This is a genomic window from Thalassospira sp. MIT1004 (assembly GCF_001858545.1).
Taxonomy (GTDB): Bacteria; Pseudomonadota; Alphaproteobacteria; order Rhodospirillales; family Thalassospiraceae; genus Thalassospira; species Thalassospira xiamenensis.
In genome coordinates this window covers 159,183-175,079 of the sequence record NZ_MCAO01000047.1, presented here as the reverse complement: position 1 = coordinate 175,079, position 15,897 = coordinate 159,183, and the positions used below count along the sequence as shown (strand labels likewise).

Here is a 15,897-nt window from a genome sequence, read left to right as displayed (position 1 = left end):
TGCATCAAGTAAGCTTTGCATGTTAGGACTAAAACACATGCCAAAGTGTTTCGGTTGCTATTGCTGCTTCGGTGAATTGATTTTGATGAACGGCGGAACGTAGAAGCGTTCTGATGATAACCATTGCTTTTGATAGAAAGTGAGGTCGATCTCATCAGCTTGAAAATCAAAGGGGACTTGCAATCGCCCCCCCGCGATGGTCGATTCAAGACGGTCCGCACATGTCTTTAGCGAAAACGTTTTACGAATGAACTCAGCTCGCTCCTGCAACTTTTTTATGTTCGGCCCGTCTTTTCTAAAGTGTTGTATTCGATCAATTAGTTCTGTTGTTGAGGCGGACAGGTAGTCGTCGCCGAACATGCCTCCCTTCGCTTTGCACCCAAAGATCGGGAGACACAGAAGCATCGCATTGGTAACTGACGTTCCTCCGCCTTCGGGGAAGCTGTCAATGTAAGCCTTGGCATTCCTCATCTGACGAATGGTAGCATCCCTGGTTTGTGTGCCGAGGATCTCCAAATTTCTTTTTGCCTTATCAGACAGCTTACTGAAGGGGGTGGCGTTACCCACTCCAATAATTTTAAGTTTTTCATCAAGTTTTCCACAAAGTTCTTCAACGAAATCTACGAAGATTGTGGAATTATCCAGATGATATTTGTGGGCGCCGCCGACAGTAATGAAGTAGTTGCCGGTAACTTTGTCTTCAGTTGGCTCATTACTGACATTCAGATCCGTACATGGAATTCCAAGAAAAGATTGGCTTTTGGGATGACGGAATGCTTGCGTTGATAACCAACTTCCTGCCGAGATTTCGAGTACGGTAGAGCATTGAGACGGCCCGTAACTGAAATGAATATCTGCATGGTTTACAAACAGACACGGTATCCCCTCGCGTTCTGCAAATATTGCTGCGCAACATGCGACGATGTCATCTGGATGGATGTGTAATACGACCGCCTTGCTCTGCAAAAACAAGTTCGTCAGGCTATTGAGCTTCTCTAGGTGTGAGCCGCTGCAGATGTGCGTAGCAATACCCGACTGCTTGATATCTGATGCTACATTCGGCGTGACATTTCGCGTGATCGCAAGTTGTACGTGCTCGCCTCGCTGAGCTTGCTCTTTTGCGAGGTTAACACACAGGGGGGTATGACCACCGACGTCGTACCCTTCGGACAGTACATGGGTTATCGCTCCCTTTGTAACTGTTTTACCGTTCGTCGTGATTGCGGAGGAAACTTTGTGAAATACGTGTCTTTCGACCTCCGGACATGCCCATCTACTGGTTGTATTCAGCCAGTGAAACTTCCCGTAATGTTCGGCCAGATTGAATAGCTGGTTTAAATCTTCACTTTTTTCTATAGCTTGTAGAAGTACACCATCAATCTTGATTGCGAGTTGTTCTTTAGCTGGGCCGTGCATTCAACTTGCTTTCTCTTTCGGGGGTCCAATAAGCTTTTCTAGCCGAGAAAATCAAGGACGTGGTCCGCGACAATATTTGCGTCCGTTTTGGACATATGTGGTCCCATCGGTAGGCTCAGGACCTCTTGCGCCATCTGATTGGCAATTGGATAGCTCGTAGCGGCAATTCGTAGTTCTGAATATGCTTCTTGACGGTAGGGCGGAATTGGGTAGTGAATTAGGGTGCCTATCTGATTGGCTGCAAGGGCTTTTTGCAGTTGATCCCGCTTTGGATACCTTATGACAAACAGATGCCATGCGTGACCACAGTTTGCGGGGCTGGTTGGGAGAACAAGTTCGGTATCTCTGAGTTTATCAAAATAAACATTCGCAATATCCTTACGGCGCGCATTCCAAGTGTCGAGGTACTTAAGCTTGACCTGTAGCATTGCAGCCTGAAGTGGGTCTAACCGACTGTTCATTCCTTTAAGCTGGTTCTGGTATTTGACCGCAGAGCCATAGTTTCGAATTAACTTTAGTTTGTGTTCGATCTTCTTTGAATTGGTTGTGATGGCGCCACCATCTCCGAAAGCTCCCAGATTTTTTCCTGGATAGAAGCTCCAGCAGACTGCATCTCCGTGGCTGCCAATCTTTTTGTTATTGTAAGTCGCGCCATGAGCTTGAGCTGCGTCTTCAATTAGAAAGATAGAGTTTCTTTTGCAGAACTGTTGTATCCCAACAATATCGGCAGGAAGCCCATATAGGTGTACTGCTATGACAGCACGCGTCCTGGGAGTTAGTGCGCTGCCAAGCTGTTCAGCACTCAGATTAAACGTTCGCTGATCGGGCTCGACTGCTACTGGCACAGCACCGACAGCGGACACAGCCAGCCAGGTCGCAATAAAGGTATGTGAGGGAACAATAACCTCGTCGCCTGGGCCTATGTCTAATGCCTTTAGGCTAAGCACCAACGCGTCAAGTCCACTTGCCACGCCAACACAGAAACGTGCTTCACAATATGTTGCAAAGTCACGTTCAAAATTCTCGACAAACTCGCCAAGTATATAAATGCCTGAATCCATAACCGTCTGATACGCTTGGTCGAGCTCTTCCTTGATCTCCAGGTAGCTAGCTCTGGGGTCCAAAAAGGCAACAGTCATTCGTTGCTCCATCGGGCACGCATGAATTCAGCGTAATCGCGATGATAATCTTCCTCGCGATAAACACTCGATGCGAGTACCATGCAGACAGACCCAGAGGAAAAGTTGTCGAGTTCACGCCAAATCATAGGGCAGATATAAAGGCCATAATAGGAGCGATTGAGATGGTAAGTTTTCTTATCTTTTCCGTCGTCAATGGTGATGTCAAAGCTACCTGACATTGCAACTATAAGTTGATGAAGGTTTTTATGGGCATGGCCGCCACGGACTCCACCTCCTGGAACGTCATAAAGATAATAAACGCGCGCTATATCGAAGGGGATATGGTGAGTTCCCTCAACAAAGGTCAGGCTGCCTTGATCGCTGGATATTTTTGGTAGTTCGATGATTTTGCACCCATCAATCGACATCGAAAGGGCCCCGTGGCTGTCTGTAAAACGCTTCAACTCCAACACAGTAGCACATTCTTTTGGGAGAATATAACGCTCAGTTTTCGCTTTTGTGTTTGGCAGAAGGTTTAGTTGGCTAGGTGTTTGCGTAGGAGCAGTTGTTCCCAGAGAGAAGCATCAAACATTGATACGGACGGAATAATGGCATCTGGAGAGCACGCTTCAAAGGCCGATTTAAGAGTGTGACCGGTTTCTACAGCTACGGTTAAGATATCTAGTGCTTTGCCCGTACAGATATCTTCGCAGGTATCCCCGACGATAATGTCGGCTGCGCGTGGGACTGTGAGCGACTTTATTGCTTCTTCCTTGCTCGATTTTGCGAGCGTGACGATTACATTTTTGAAAAACCTGCTCCAACCCAGATCTGCTAACTGTTTTTCCACGCCGATGGAGGACTGACGAGCAGTGACCAGATGCAAATCTGAGTAAGTCGATAACTTCGATAAAAAGTTCTCGGCGCCCGGGAGGGGACAGTCTAGTGCCAAAAGCTCGGGATTTTCGATCTCTGATAGCCATCCGGCTTTGAAGTTTGTGACTTGCCGAGGGTTTAACCGAAGAATATTCGTCAGCAGGGATTCTTGAGTCAGTCCGGTATTCTTGAGGTCCCAGTATTCTGAGAACGAAATTTTTCGGCTTGTTGGATTGAGTTCACTGAAGAGTCTGTACAGACGTTTGCTCGGATCAATCAACGTACCGTCAAAATCAACATAGAGGTTTTTGTCAGATGGAAGCGTCATTTATTCGCTCTGCCTCAAAAAACTCTGCTTCGTCGTATCTGTTTGACAGTTTTGAGTCGAATGCAATCTCGAGTTCAATTATGTAGGGCTTATGGTCGGCTAGAGACTCTTTGAGAGTGGAAATTTCATCGAGAGTCTTGATGCAGACATATTCGATACCGTACGCCGTCGCTACTGCATTTAAATTGACGCATTGAAACTCATCTCGATTGGAGCCGTAGTAATGATTGTTGTAATATCGAGACTGAACCTCTCTCATCATTCCTAGCGTATTATTATTAAATACTAGGCACTTGATGGGGAGTTTGCGGTGTCCAATGAACATCAACTCTTGGATGTTCATTTGTAATCCTCCATCACCAGTAAAGCAAATAACCTGCTTGTCCGGATGAGCTATTTGGGCCCCAATAGCGCAGGGAAGCGAAAATCCCATACTTCCCAGTCCGGAGGAATTTAGGATGCGCTGCTCCCCGCGGGATCTGAAACCTTGAGCGACCCACATTTGGTTGTGACCAACATCAGAAGTGATTATCGCATTATGGCTTATAATATCGGACAGTTTTTCGACTGCTTTAACGGGGTCGAGACCCACGGTGTTAAGGTAAGCATTTTTCTTATATTTTTTTCCCCACTCTTGGATTATCGCATGCCAATGAGAAAAGTCAGGAAATGAAAAACCGGCACACTCAGAGTTTATGTTTTGCAGGAAGTGCTTCAAGTGTGATTTTACGGTTATTTCTTCTTTAAAAATTCGATGAAGCTCATTTTCGTCTATGTCGACATGAACAACCTTAGCGCCACTGTATTTGGACGGGTCTTTTCCTACTTGCCGTTGCCCAAAACGCGCTCCTAGGGCGATGATAAGATCGGAATTCTGAATTGCCATATTGGCATAAGTATTTCCGTGAAGCCCCGCGAAACCATAGTTTTCTTCAACACTGTCCAAGCCCATTAGGGTAGCTATAACTGGTATACCCGACAGTTTTGCAAATTCTCGTACTTCTGTGTGGGCTTTTGCTGTTCGAATGCCACCTCCGACCAAAATTGTAGGACGTATAGAACCGGCAATCAGTTTTTTGATTTGGGGGATTTTTAGGTCAGGAATGCTCAGGGCTGGAGGGGTAAATCCGTGAAGGCTCTCAGGTACTATTTCTGCAAACTGAACATCTATAGGGATATCGAGAAGCACAGCACCAGGGCGACCGGATACCGAAAGATGATAAGCTTTTTCCAGCTCAAACCTGATTTCTTGTGGATTGTCGATAAGTTTGGCGTATTTTGTGATCGGCTTTACAATTGCAGTAATGTTAAGATCTTGAAAGCCATTTTGGCGTGCGTTTCCCTTTGTGAGTATATTGCTACGGTAATCTTGGCCAGTGATAAACAGTGTCGGGGTTGAATCCAGATAGGCATTGGCAATACCTGTAACCAGATTGGTGGCGCCTGGGCCAGAAGTTGCCAAAGCGACACCGACAGTATCGGTTACTCGACCATACGCATCGGCCGCAAAAGAAGATGCTTGTTCATGGTAGTTTTGAATATACACGATCTGTCCGGTTGCGACCATTTCGTCAAGCATCTTCAGAATGGCGCCACCAGAGTATCCAAAAACATGCCTTACATTTTTGGAAACGAGGAATTCAGCAATATATTTTGCGACATTCATTTTCATGGGGCCTCGTTGAGCAAAGCGCGAATTTCTGCTGCTGTCGTCAGAAGCGGGGCGCGATCCATAGCCCTTAACCAAAGCAATCCATCAGGAAGAGGATTCCGCATCTTGGCCTCTTTGGGAGGAAGGCGATTGTACAGTACGATGTCTTTCAGGATCGCAGGCATATTGAGGCCGGCTTCTGCGAAGAACTGAATCGTGGTAAAAAAACGAGAAATATTGATCTCTGTAGGGTTCGGGACGCCATTCTTATCGTAAGTCATATCGACACCATATATACCATTAGGCGTCTTACTTACGGCCCGAACGGCATTTTTTCCTATTTCCTCAACTTCGGGATCAGAACAGGTTTCACCAATTTTCGTAACCCCGGTTACCCCTGAAGGACTAAGGGAACTGTGGGCCCAGCCTTTGCGCCGCCTTGATTGGGAAACGACCAGATCGCCATCTTTCCAGATTGATAGCCAAGTCACTGTTTGGCTTGTTAACAGTTCTGCTGCAGAAAAATGTCCCCAACCATCATACCGCTCAATCCATTCGATTGCTTCATTTAAGTCGTTGGTGGGAAAGGCACCTTTTCCTCCGCCACCAATTTCAGTGGAGCGAAGCCAGATTGTGCCTTCTTCGTCGCCTAAATTTTCTAGTGCGACTTTTAAGTCTTGCGGAGTGTTAATTAGTATATTTTCTGGGACCACTAAGCCATGACTTTTGAATTTTTCCCAAGACTTGAATTTGTGAACGCAAGTATCAATCGTTTCAAAATCAGGGACCAGCATTCTTACGCCGGTGGCTTCAATCTCGTCACGAAATTTAAGCGCGGTCCAAAGCTCTAAGTCATGTTGAAAATGAATCATATCGGGCTTAAGTGCCGCGAGTGTTGCAAGAAATTTAGTCTTGTAATCAGGATGTTGTGAGTGTGGTATCAAGTAACGAACGTCGGCATCACACATCACTAGGTCGATTGGATCAGAGCCAAACCCGATGATTTGTTCGCCGCTGTTGGCCATGCGCAAACAATTTATAACCCCGTTAGCCTGAGCGCTTCCTGCACCTGTGATAATAATTTTTTTCATTGTTCTTGAGTGTCCGATAGGAGTTCGGCATAACCCATGCCATCCATACCGTAATGATTTCCACAGTAGAACAGATAGACCTTATCTTTGAATTGGAAGCGCTCGGCAAAAGCAATCATTTCGCTATCCCAACCTGAGTTGGACACATCAATACCGATCTCCTCGTCTCTTCTTTCAAAATCGATACCATTTTTTGAGATCGCATATCCAAGACGATACCCCTGCGAAAGGCTCCGAATTGAGTATATGATGTGGTGCAAGTTGGCTTCTTTCCATAGTGTGCATTTCGCAATTCCATGTTCATCGCGACTTTTGAACGTTAAAGAAGTTTTTCCGGGCGACCGAGGCCATTCCGTTGGGCTGTTGGAGGATAGGTATTTCAGGTCATAAAGCGGAAGCTTTTTGCCGTTGCTGTTGATCCAGCCGTCTTCAGTATCGGCAGTATACCACATACGGTAAGTTCCACCTTCTTTTAGCACGAAGGGAGCACACCGAGTTGACTTCTCTCCTGTCGTGCGATCAAGCATTGGTGAATGCGAACTGATTTTGCGGAAAGACTTGCCGTTGTCATCACTTACAGCTACGCCAGCAAAAATCATGTAGGGGACTTTTACGCATAGTTGATATCCAGAGTAATAAAGGAACAGCTTATTGCCATCCTCTAGAATGGAAGCGGTTACGACGCCATTGTCATCAAAGGCACCGTCGGCACCAATATCAAGAACGGGTTGTTGGCTGTAATCAAGAATCTCAGAAGGATTGCTTGGAGATACATCGACATAACCAATTCTGCCGACATTGTTTTCGTCGCACATGGTGACGAAAATGCGAAGTCGGTCGTCATTGATCAGATGAGGTACCGGAACCATGGTGTTGCGTTGGTACCAAGGTAAATTAAACGTCTTATTGTTGCAGATGAGACCTTTCTTTAACCACTGCATCCAAGATTCCATTCAATTTGAAGTGATTTTTGCATTTTCGCACATGCCTATGATCAGCATTAAGTTTTGGTGCAGACGACTAGCCATAGGTGAACTGCGTCGCCCCAAAAATCATCTTTGGCGCTACCAATGGAAATATCCTTAAACCCATGCGTCAAGTAACTTCGGACTTCGTCTTCGGTTTTGAACTGCTTCATCAATGTGCCAACACGAACGCCGTATGGGTCTTCGGTGATCCTCATATGGCCTTCCCCAGTATCAATCGCATTTCTCATGATGAACGTGCTGGGCATAGGCAGGGAATGAATGAAAAGCCCGCCGGGTTTTAAAACGCGGTGGATCTCTGCGAGATTATCCTCGTACTTGTTCCCTTCATCCATGTAGTACGATGAGCTACTAGCGACGATACAGTCGAAGAAGGAGTTCGCGAACGGAATTGAAGTATTGCGTCCAACCCGGGCGTCGACGCTGATGCCTTTTCTCTGATAGAGCCGTTCTGTGATCAGCTTGCATATGGATTCGGTGATCTCGGTGCCATAAAGCTCCATACCAAGATCATGAAGCAACTGAAAGTTGCGGCCATCGCCAAAGCCTAAGTCCAGAACTTTTTTGCCCCGGAGAAGTTTGTGGTCGATTTTGAGTTTTTCGTAGGTCCCCAAGAAGGCTCTCACCAGAAACTCCGACGGATACACGTCTACCTCGGATGCTTTATAATGCCCGGTATAGTCTGTTTTCTTCGTGCTACTGGGAGAAGAGCTCATCGCATCGGTCCTTATTTGGCGGATCAGGGTGTTTGTTCAAAACTTTAGCATGCGAAGTCTGCCGAAACATTCTAAGTTTGCGTGAGATTTGAACCAGCGTTAAATGATTGGTGCAAAAGTGATACAGAGTTCGGGCAATAACAGAGTTCATATAGTTCGATATGACGGTAGCTCAGCGGAAGCTTGGCGCTCAATAGTTGTTGTTGCCGACAACGGTCACTTTATGTTTGACCGGGCCTATATGGACTATCACGAAGATCGCTTTGATGACTGCTCTTTCCTCGTGTACCGGGATCAGCATCTAATTGGGGTTGTTCCGGGAAATATTCGAGGTGAGGCGTGGTGTAGTCATGGCGGTTTGACCTTTGGTGGTCTGTTGCTGTTGCCCAAGTTCAACAGAATATCAGTCGTTAAAGAAGTGTATGATATGCTGTTTTCCACTCTGCTCGGGCAGGGCGTTAAGGCGGCCTTCGTTAAACCAGTTCCATGGATTTATCATCGAGTACCCGCAGAGGGCGAAATTTATGCTCTTAACGCGATTGCTGATGCGAGGTGTTTGACTGAAGTTACGACAACTGTGGATTTGAAGGCAGATGCAAAGCCGTCGAGCCTGAGGCTGCGTGGTCGCAAACGCGCTTTGAAAGCTGGATTCTCAGTAGTTCAAAGTAATGATTTCTCGTCGTTCTGGAAAATTTTAAGCGCTCGGTTGCAAGAAAAGTATGAGCGAATGCCCGTGCATTCCTGTGAAGAGATCATCCTTTTGGCGGCTCGGTTTCCAAAGCAAATAAAACTGTTCTTGGTTAACGACGATCAGGGAATTCCACAAGGTGGTACCGTGATTTTTGAGACTGAGACTGTTGCGCATGCCCAGTATATTTCGGCGACCCCTGACGGAATGAATAACGGGGCTTTGGACCTGTTGTTTCTTGAGGTCATTGAACAGTATCGAAGTATTGGAAAACGGTACTTTGACTTCGGAATTTCAACGGAAAATGATGGGAAGTACCTGAACGAACAGCTTGCATCGTTCAAGGAGGGCTTTGGCGGGCGCAGTGTGGTGCACCACAAGTTTGAAGTCGGCCTTTAATTTAAAATTGATGTATCGCTGTCACCGTTGGCGGAAATCGTTCGCTTCTGCAAACAGAAAAGATTTTTGATTATGACTCCCCAAAGACTCTACAACATCTGTATCGTTCAGCCTCCTGGTTACATTCATTCGCTGGCGTTTGCAGAGTTGGCAGAGCTTCTGATGTATTCGATCCGCGATGCCGGGCGTCCGGCGCAGATCCAGACCAATCAGTTTGTGCAAGGGGCGGTTAACGTTATTGTCGGGGCGCATTTGCTTGGTGTGTCGGCTCTGCGTGCTGTGCCGGAGGGGACGATTATTCTCAATACCGAACAGCTGACCGGGGTTGCAGAAAAATGGCGGGAGCAACTTACGGGCTGGTTCGAGTCAGGCCTTGAAATCTGGGATTACAGCCCGGCCAATATCGATGTCATCAAGGCTCTGGGGGCCGAGAAGGTCCGCCACTTGCCGATTGGCTTCCAGAGGGAACTCCAGCGCATTGATATCAGTGTCGAACAGGACATTGATGTTCTGTTTTATGGTTCAATCAATGAGCGTCGGCGCGAAATTCTGACTGAGATCGAAGGCAGGGGGCTTAACCTCAAGGTGTTGATGGGGGTTTACGGCAAGGAACGGGATCAGTGGATCGCGCGATCCAAAGTCATCCTGAACCATCATTTCTATGAGAGTCAGATTTTTGAAATCGTGCGCGTGTCCTACCTTTTGACCAACGCCAAGGCCGTGGTGGCGGAAGTAAACCCCGAAACGGTGATTGATGACCGGTTCCGCAAGGGGGTTGTCGATGTCCCCTATGCCGGTTTGGTGGACGCCGTATGTGACCTGGTTCAAGATACGACCAAGCGCAAGGCGCTGCAGCGTCGTGCATTGAACAGTGTCATCAAATATCCGCAGGTTGATTTCACCAAACCACTTCTGGAATTCACTCATTAAGGCTGATCACCATGGCCAGAGCACTCACGCGTCTGAAAGTTACAGCGTGCCGTGCCGGTGCAGTGTTCGCGCTTGTGTGTGTTACTGTGTTTTTATTATTGCGTCCAACATCTGCGCAGGATCTGTCGCAAGTCCTCTATCGCTTTGAGAACCGCGCGCTGACATTGGGACGTTATGGCGCAGTGGCGGTGTTTCAGGAACGGCTTTTTAGTCAGGCGGCGAACTGTGCGGGCAAATCGGTCGGCAGCTATGGCGCGCCGGACGGCATTGTCGGTGCAAAGACACGACAGGCGATCATTGATCTGCAGACTTGCCTGAATGCGTCGGTGCGTGCTGCGTTGGGGGCCGAGAGTTACGGAGCCATTACGGTCGGGCTTTGGCGATTGATGATGCCAGCCCAAATGCCGCCGCCCGATGCCATTACCCGTGCCAATCATCTGACCTTCGCACTGGAAGGCACGGATTACGATGCGATCCAGTTCAATTTCTGCCAGTCGCGCAACCCGAGGAGCGGCAAGCGGTATCTGGAAGGGGATCCGTGGTGTTATACTAACGATCCCAATGCCTATCTGACCTGGGGGCCGCGCGGGGCGACCGCCGGGGCCGGGGCGGAAATCCAGCAGATTGTCTTTGCCGCTGAACGGGCCAATCCCGGCTTGCTCAATGCCGTCTTTGGCCCGCATACGGATGCGATGCACCGGTTGGCGCTGGGCAATAATCAAAGTGCGTTTGATATCCTGTGTGCGATCTGGATTGATCCGGATCGCCGGGCCGATTTCACCGCCCGGTTTGCACGGTACGGCGCATTGCCCGAAGTGCAGCGCGCCTATCGCCGCGTTTATGATGCAGCCAATGCCGATGGCGGAAAAATCGCCCGGTTTTTCAAGATTTATGCTGCGCTAAAGCCTGTTATCGGTCGTGATCCGACGGAAATTGATCTGGCCTATTTTATCGATATGGCGACCCATGGCATGGCCCCGCCCGGCAATGTTTCCGATCTGTCGTCAAAGATGGTCAAGTTTGCCAGCCGGACGCGCAAGGTGCCAAGCCCCGGTGAATTGCGCCGCCAGCTTGCCGCGTGGTTGCCATCCCAGCACAAATATAACGACCGGATCGCACGTGATGCGATTTTCCTGATTGATGATCCGGAAATCACATTGTCCGATACCCATCGCCGTATCTGGCAACAGCGATCAGGCTTGAAAGCCAGCGATTTTGGTCTTTCGGATCATCGATATGTTTCGGATTATCCGGTGGCAGCGCCGACGGGTTTTGAGAAAATCGAACGGTTTTATACTGTTCTGCCCGAGGATAAGCGCGCCTGTCCGGCCAATGTGCGCAAATCCCGACGTCCGTAAAAGGCAACTTTTCCCTGTGATGCATGTCATCCCTGCATGGGGCATGATCGCGCAATGCAGGGGAAAAGCCGCCTAAGGGCTTGCATCTCCGGGGCTTGTTTGCCAACATCCGCCCGTTAATCGCGCCCGGTGACCATAAAGGTCCGGGCGAGCCTAAAGGAGCAGGATTTGAAATGAGCGACGTTAAGGTCAAAGTCGGAATTCTCGGTGCCAGCGGATATACCGGGGCGGAACTGGTTCGTATTCTTGCGCACCATGCCGCTTCTGAAATCACCCTGCTGACCGCAGACCGACGCGCCGGGCGTCCGTTCGGGGAGGTTTTCCCGCATCTTGCCCATCTGAAATTGCCGACCATGATCCGGATCGAGGATGCCGACTGGTCGATGGTTGATGTCATTTTCTGTGCGCTGCCGCATGGCACGACACAGGAAGTGATTGCCGGTTTGCCTGATCATGTCAAAGTTGTCGATCTGTCGGCGGATTTCCGGTTGTTTGATGCCGCGACCTACAAGGAATGGTACGGGGCGGAACATGCCGCACAGGATTTGCAGAAGGATGTGGTTTATGGCCTGACTGAACTGCACCGTGAAAAGATCAAAAAGGCGCGTGTGGTGGCCAATCCGGGATGTTATCCAACCCCGGTGCAGCTTTCGCTGACACCGCTTCTGGAACAGAAGCTGGTGCATGCCGATGACATCATCATTGATGCGAAATCCGGTGTCACCGGTGCGGGCCGTTCGCCCAAGGAAGGCATTCTGTATGCCGAGGTCACCGAAGGCATTCATGCCTATGGCACCGGCGGGCACCGCCATGCGCCAGAAATCGAGCAGGGCCTTGCCTGGGCCGCAGGGCGGGATGTCGTGGTGAATTTTTCCCCGCATCTGATGCCGATGAGCCGGGGCATCCTTGAGAGCATCTATGTCAAAATGACCGATGGCACGACGGCCGAAGACATTCAGGCCGCCCTTGAAAAACGTTATGCCGATGAGCCGTTCGTGCGGGTCCTGCCGTTTGGCGTAACCCCGCAGACACGTCACGTACGTGGATCGAACTATGTTCTGATCGGGGTGGTCAAGGATCGGGTGCCGGGCCGGGTGATCATTGTGGCGGTCGAAGACAACCTTGTTAAAGGGGCATCTGGCCAAGCAGTTCAGAACATGAATGTCATGCTGGGCCTGCCGGAAACCATGGGGCTCGAGATCGAGCCGCTGTTCCCGTAATCCGGTATCGGATCGTCAAAACAAAAAAAATGGGGCGCTGTCCAAAAGGATTGCGCCCCTTTTTATTTTTCAAGCGCGCGTTCAAGCACCCTGAAGATACGTTCATCCTGACATTGGGCGACGTTAAAGCGCATCAGGTTTCCAGCTGTTTGCGAGATGCTGAAAACATTTCCAGGGGCAAGAACCACACCATCGGAAAGCGCGTTTCGGGCCAGGGGTGCCGCATCCATGTGATCGGGCAAGCGGCACCATAAAAACAGACCAGCATCGGGATTGATAGCCGGTGTGATGCCAAGGTTGCGAAGCCGGGTTTCTGTGATGGTCATCGTGCGTGCCAGTCTATCGCGCAGGGTTTCCATATATTTGCGATAGGTGCCGTCCTTGAGAACCGCAAAAATCAGTTCGGCGGATAAATTCGGACTGGAAAAACCGGTTGCGATTTTAAGATCGGTCAGACCGTCGATCCAGTCCGCAGAGGCCGCGATATATCCGCATCGAACCGACGCCGAGAGGGTTTTGGAAAAGCTGCCGATATGGATTACGCGCTCTAGCCCGCCCAGTGCTGCCAGCCGCGGGGCAGGGGTGTTTTCGAAATCGGCAAAGATATCATCTTCGATGATGATCAGGTCGTGTTCTTCGGCGATATTCAAAACCCGATGCGCAACCATTGGCGAAAGTGACGCACCGGTCGGGTTGTGCAAGCCGGAATTGGTAATGTAAAGGCGCGGTTTCGTTGTTGCGGCCATCCGGGCAAAGGCATCCACATCCGGGCCATTTTCGGTAAAGGGGACGCCAACGATATTGGCGCGATGCGCGCGCAAGAGTGCCTGAAAATTGAAGTAACACGGATCATCAACCAAAACCGTATCGCCCGGTGCGATCAAAAAACGGCACAGCATGTCGATTGCCTGGGTTCCTGACTCTGTCAGAAGCAGATGGTCGGGATGGGCATCAATGCCGTATCCCGCCATGCGACGGGACAGGAAATGACGCAAGGATGCCAGGCCAAGCGGAGTTCCGTAATCGACCAGTGTGGCGTCATCGGCGCGCGACAGGCTGCGCAAGGCGCGCCTGATTGCGGTTTCGGGCATCCAGTCCGCCGGAAGCCAGCCGCAACCGGGTTTTAGCATATCGGGGCGCGCATCAAGCGACTGTCGTGAGACCCAGAACGGATCAATCGCCCGATCCAGTTTCGGTCCGATCCGGGCGATTGAAAGCGGGGCGGTATGAGGGGCGACATAAAACCCCGATCCGCGTCTGGCCTTAATAACGCCTTCGGCCACCAGTCGATCATAGGCTTCGACAACCGTCGAATTCGACACCTTCATTTGACGGGCAAAGCCACGGATGGATGGCAGACGATCCCCCGCAAGCAGGTTGCGCGTGCCAATCCGGTCGCGAATGACATTCATGACGCGGGTGACAAGTGTTCCGTCATCGGGTTGTTTTGATGCCCCGTCAGGTGCCACTGTATTGCTCCTGTAATCGGTACAGTTTGTTCAAATTGTATTTTATTGTGTCTGTTCGGTTCGATGCTGGCAAGCCATAGATAAACCTTCGTACATGACGGAGGTTTTGATGGCAATTGCAGTTCAAAGATCAAGTGGCGGCTGGATCAGCGGGTTGATCGGTATCCTGATTTTCAGCGGATCGCTGCCTGCGACCCGGATTGCTGTCATGGATTTCGATCCGCTGTTTCTTACGGTGGCGCGTGCAACGATTGCCGGAGTGCTTGCCGCGACTTTGCTTCTGATATCGCGGCCAAACCGTCCACAGAAATCAGACTGGATGTCGTTACTGGTGGTTGCCGGTGGGGTGGTTGTCGGGTTTCCGTTGTTAACGGCCCTTGCGCTTGAACATATCACGTCAGCACGATCAATTGTCTTCATCGGTTTGCTGCCTTTGGCGACAGCGATTTTTGGCGTCTTGCGCGGTGGTGAAAGGCCACAACCCGTATTCTGGCTGTTTTCGATTGTCGGTAGCGGCGTGGTCGCCGGATTTGCCGCCACGGAAAGCAGTGCCGGGGCGTTACGCGGTGATCTTTTTATGCTTGGCGCGGTCATCGTTTGCGGGCTTGGCTATGCCGAGGGTGCAAAACTGTCGCGCCGTCTTGGTGGATGGCAGGTGATCTGCTGGGCGTTGGTGATATCGCTTTTGCCGATGGCGGCATTCTGCCTTGCGACTTTGCCAGATAGCTTTGCTGGAGTTGGCGGTCCTGCGTGGTTTGGTCTTGGTTATGTTTCTCTGTTCAGCATGCTGATCGGTTTTTTCTTCTGGTATCGGGGACTGGCGCTTGGCGGCATTGCCGGGGTCGGGCAATTGCAATTGTTGCAGCCGTTCTTTGGTCTGCTTCTGGCGGGAATGGTCTTGGCGGAACCTGTTGGCGTGACCATGATGGCGGTTACCGTCGGGGTCGTTGCCTGTGTTGCCGGGGCAAAGCGGTTTTCCAGATAGGGCGGCGGCTGCTTTATTCATTCGCTGTGGATTGGTTTGCCTGCATCCGCTGCATCGTCACTGGCAGGCCAGTAACGTGCATGTACCCTGGCAATAAAACCCTCTTCGCGCAGGTCGGTGATGATTTTCGATATCTGGTCTGTCTGGCTCATCAGTGGGGAATTGCGCGATGTGCGTATTTTTGCCTTGCCGGACATAGAAAACCGGGCTGACGCGGCTATAAGGTGGTTTGATGTAAAACGCGAATTTTTCGCGTTCGGCGGTGTAGGCAAAGCTTGAAAGAATATCGATATCGCCATCTTCAAGCATTTTAAGACATCGCCGCCACGGGCAGGGATATAGCGACAGAGCCTTGTCCATGCGATGGGCCAGTTCTGTCAGGATCGCCATGTCGATCCCGTGTCGTCCTGTTTCATCGTCGATCACGAATGGTTCCCAGACCGAAAATGCCACGCGCAATTCGCTTGAGCTTGGCCCGGTGGACTGCGCGTACGCATCGCCATTCGGAAGGATTGTGCCGCAAAACGCCGTTGCTGCCATCATTATCATGATGCTGGCGCGACGGAAGCCTGCAAAGAGGGAAAAATACTGAATTGCGTGCATCTTCACGATTTGAATGAGAACGGGGTTTCCATATCCACATGTTAGAATTTAAACTGCCAA

The 15,897-nt window shown here is 50.0% G+C and carries 15 protein-coding genes; 5 read left to right on the top strand and 10 right to left on the bottom strand.

All coding sequences use genetic code 11. From position 1 onward, the window contains the following. Nucleotides 1-57: 57 nt before the first annotated feature. From BC440_RS21925 to BC440_RS21890, 8 genes are all read right to left on the bottom strand, one after another. Nucleotides 58-1,416, bottom strand: coding sequence for a hypothetical protein (locus BC440_RS21925; protein ID WP_071241396.1), 1,359 nt, complete (start codon nucleotides 1,414-1,416; stop codon nucleotides 58-60). A gap of 38 nt (nucleotides 1,417-1,454) precedes the next feature. After that, a complete protein-coding gene (locus tag BC440_RS21920) occupies nucleotides 1,455-2,555 on the bottom strand; it encodes a DegT/DnrJ/EryC1/StrS family aminotransferase (protein ID WP_071241395.1) in 1,101 nt (366 codons plus the stop codon). Beyond that, nucleotides 2,552-2,965, bottom strand: coding sequence for an FdtA/QdtA family cupin domain-containing protein (locus BC440_RS21915; RefSeq protein WP_063093394.1), 414 nt, complete (start codon nucleotides 2,963-2,965; stop codon nucleotides 2,552-2,554). The genes BC440_RS21920 and BC440_RS21915 overlap by 4 nt, the downstream gene beginning before the upstream one ends. Nucleotides 2,966-3,072: 107 nt before the next feature. Continuing rightward, the gene (locus BC440_RS21910) at nucleotides 3,073-3,741 is read right to left on the bottom strand and encodes an HAD hydrolase-like protein (RefSeq protein WP_071241394.1); all 669 of its coding nucleotides are present in this window, start codon (nucleotides 3,739-3,741) and stop codon (nucleotides 3,073-3,075) included. Then, the gene (locus BC440_RS21905; protein ID WP_071241393.1) at nucleotides 3,725-5,413 is read right to left on the bottom strand and encodes a thiamine pyrophosphate-binding protein; all 1,689 of its coding nucleotides are present in this window, start codon (nucleotides 5,411-5,413) and stop codon (nucleotides 3,725-3,727) included. Before BC440_RS21905 ends, BC440_RS21910 begins: the two co-directional genes overlap by 17 nt. Beyond that, nucleotides 5,410-6,483, bottom strand: coding sequence for a carboxylate--amine ligase (locus tag BC440_RS21900; RefSeq protein WP_071241392.1), 1,074 nt, complete (start codon nucleotides 6,481-6,483; stop codon nucleotides 5,410-5,412). The genes BC440_RS21905 and BC440_RS21900 overlap by 4 nt, the downstream gene beginning before the upstream one ends. After that, the gene (locus tag BC440_RS21895) at nucleotides 6,480-7,424 is read right to left on the bottom strand and encodes a hypothetical protein (protein WP_071241391.1); all 945 of its coding nucleotides are present in this window, start codon (nucleotides 7,422-7,424) and stop codon (nucleotides 6,480-6,482) included. The genes BC440_RS21900 and BC440_RS21895 overlap by 4 nt, the downstream gene beginning before the upstream one ends. A 59-nt stretch (nucleotides 7,425-7,483) precedes the next feature. Further along, entirely contained in the window at nucleotides 7,484-8,185 is a 702-nt protein-coding gene (locus BC440_RS21890; protein ID WP_063093399.1) for a class I SAM-dependent methyltransferase, read from the bottom strand. A 103-nt stretch (nucleotides 8,186-8,288) separates the two neighbouring features. Here BC440_RS21890 and BC440_RS21885 point away from each other — a divergent pair, with 103 nt between their 5' ends. From BC440_RS21885 to argC, 4 genes are all read left to right on the top strand, one after another. Then, entirely contained in the window at nucleotides 8,289-9,272 is a 984-nt protein-coding gene (locus BC440_RS21885) for a GNAT family N-acetyltransferase (protein ID WP_071241390.1), read from the top strand. A 72-nt stretch (nucleotides 9,273-9,344) separates the two neighbouring features. Further along, on the top strand, nucleotides 9,345-10,202 hold the full coding sequence (locus BC440_RS21880; protein WP_063093400.1) for a hypothetical protein: 858 nt from the start codon (nucleotides 9,345-9,347) through the stop codon (nucleotides 10,200-10,202). An 11-nt stretch (nucleotides 10,203-10,213) separates the two neighbouring features. Then, nucleotides 10,214-11,560 carry a hypothetical protein gene (locus BC440_RS21875; protein WP_071241389.1) on the top strand — a complete coding sequence of 449 codons (1,347 nt, stop codon included), beginning with the start codon at nucleotides 10,214-10,216 and terminating at the stop codon, nucleotides 11,558-11,560. Between the two features lie 173 nt (nucleotides 11,561-11,733). Beyond that, nucleotides 11,734-12,780: an N-acetyl-gamma-glutamyl-phosphate reductase gene (gene argC, locus BC440_RS21870; RefSeq protein WP_037987726.1), complete on the top strand. Its 1,047-nt coding sequence runs from the start codon at nucleotides 11,734-11,736 to the stop codon at nucleotides 12,778-12,780. 62 nt (nucleotides 12,781-12,842) lie between these two features. On the opposite strand, the gene BC440_RS21865 is transcribed toward argC, so the two are convergent. Further along, complete coding sequence (locus BC440_RS21865; protein ID WP_139192173.1) at nucleotides 12,843-14,249, bottom strand: PLP-dependent aminotransferase family protein; 1,407 nt, start codon at nucleotides 14,247-14,249, stop codon at nucleotides 12,843-12,845. A 109-nt stretch (nucleotides 14,250-14,358) separates the two neighbouring features. Here BC440_RS21865 and BC440_RS21860 point away from each other — a divergent pair, with 109 nt between their 5' ends. Beyond that, entirely contained in the window at nucleotides 14,359-15,234 is an 876-nt protein-coding gene (locus tag BC440_RS21860) for a DMT family transporter (protein ID WP_071241388.1), read from the top strand. Between the two features lie 57 nt (nucleotides 15,235-15,291). Here BC440_RS21860 and BC440_RS21855 read toward each other — a convergent pair whose 3' ends face one another. Continuing rightward, entirely contained in the window at nucleotides 15,292-15,777 is a 486-nt protein-coding gene (locus BC440_RS21855) for a transporter substrate-binding domain-containing protein (RefSeq protein ID WP_175484519.1), read from the bottom strand. Nucleotides 15,778-15,897 lie beyond the last annotated feature (120 nt).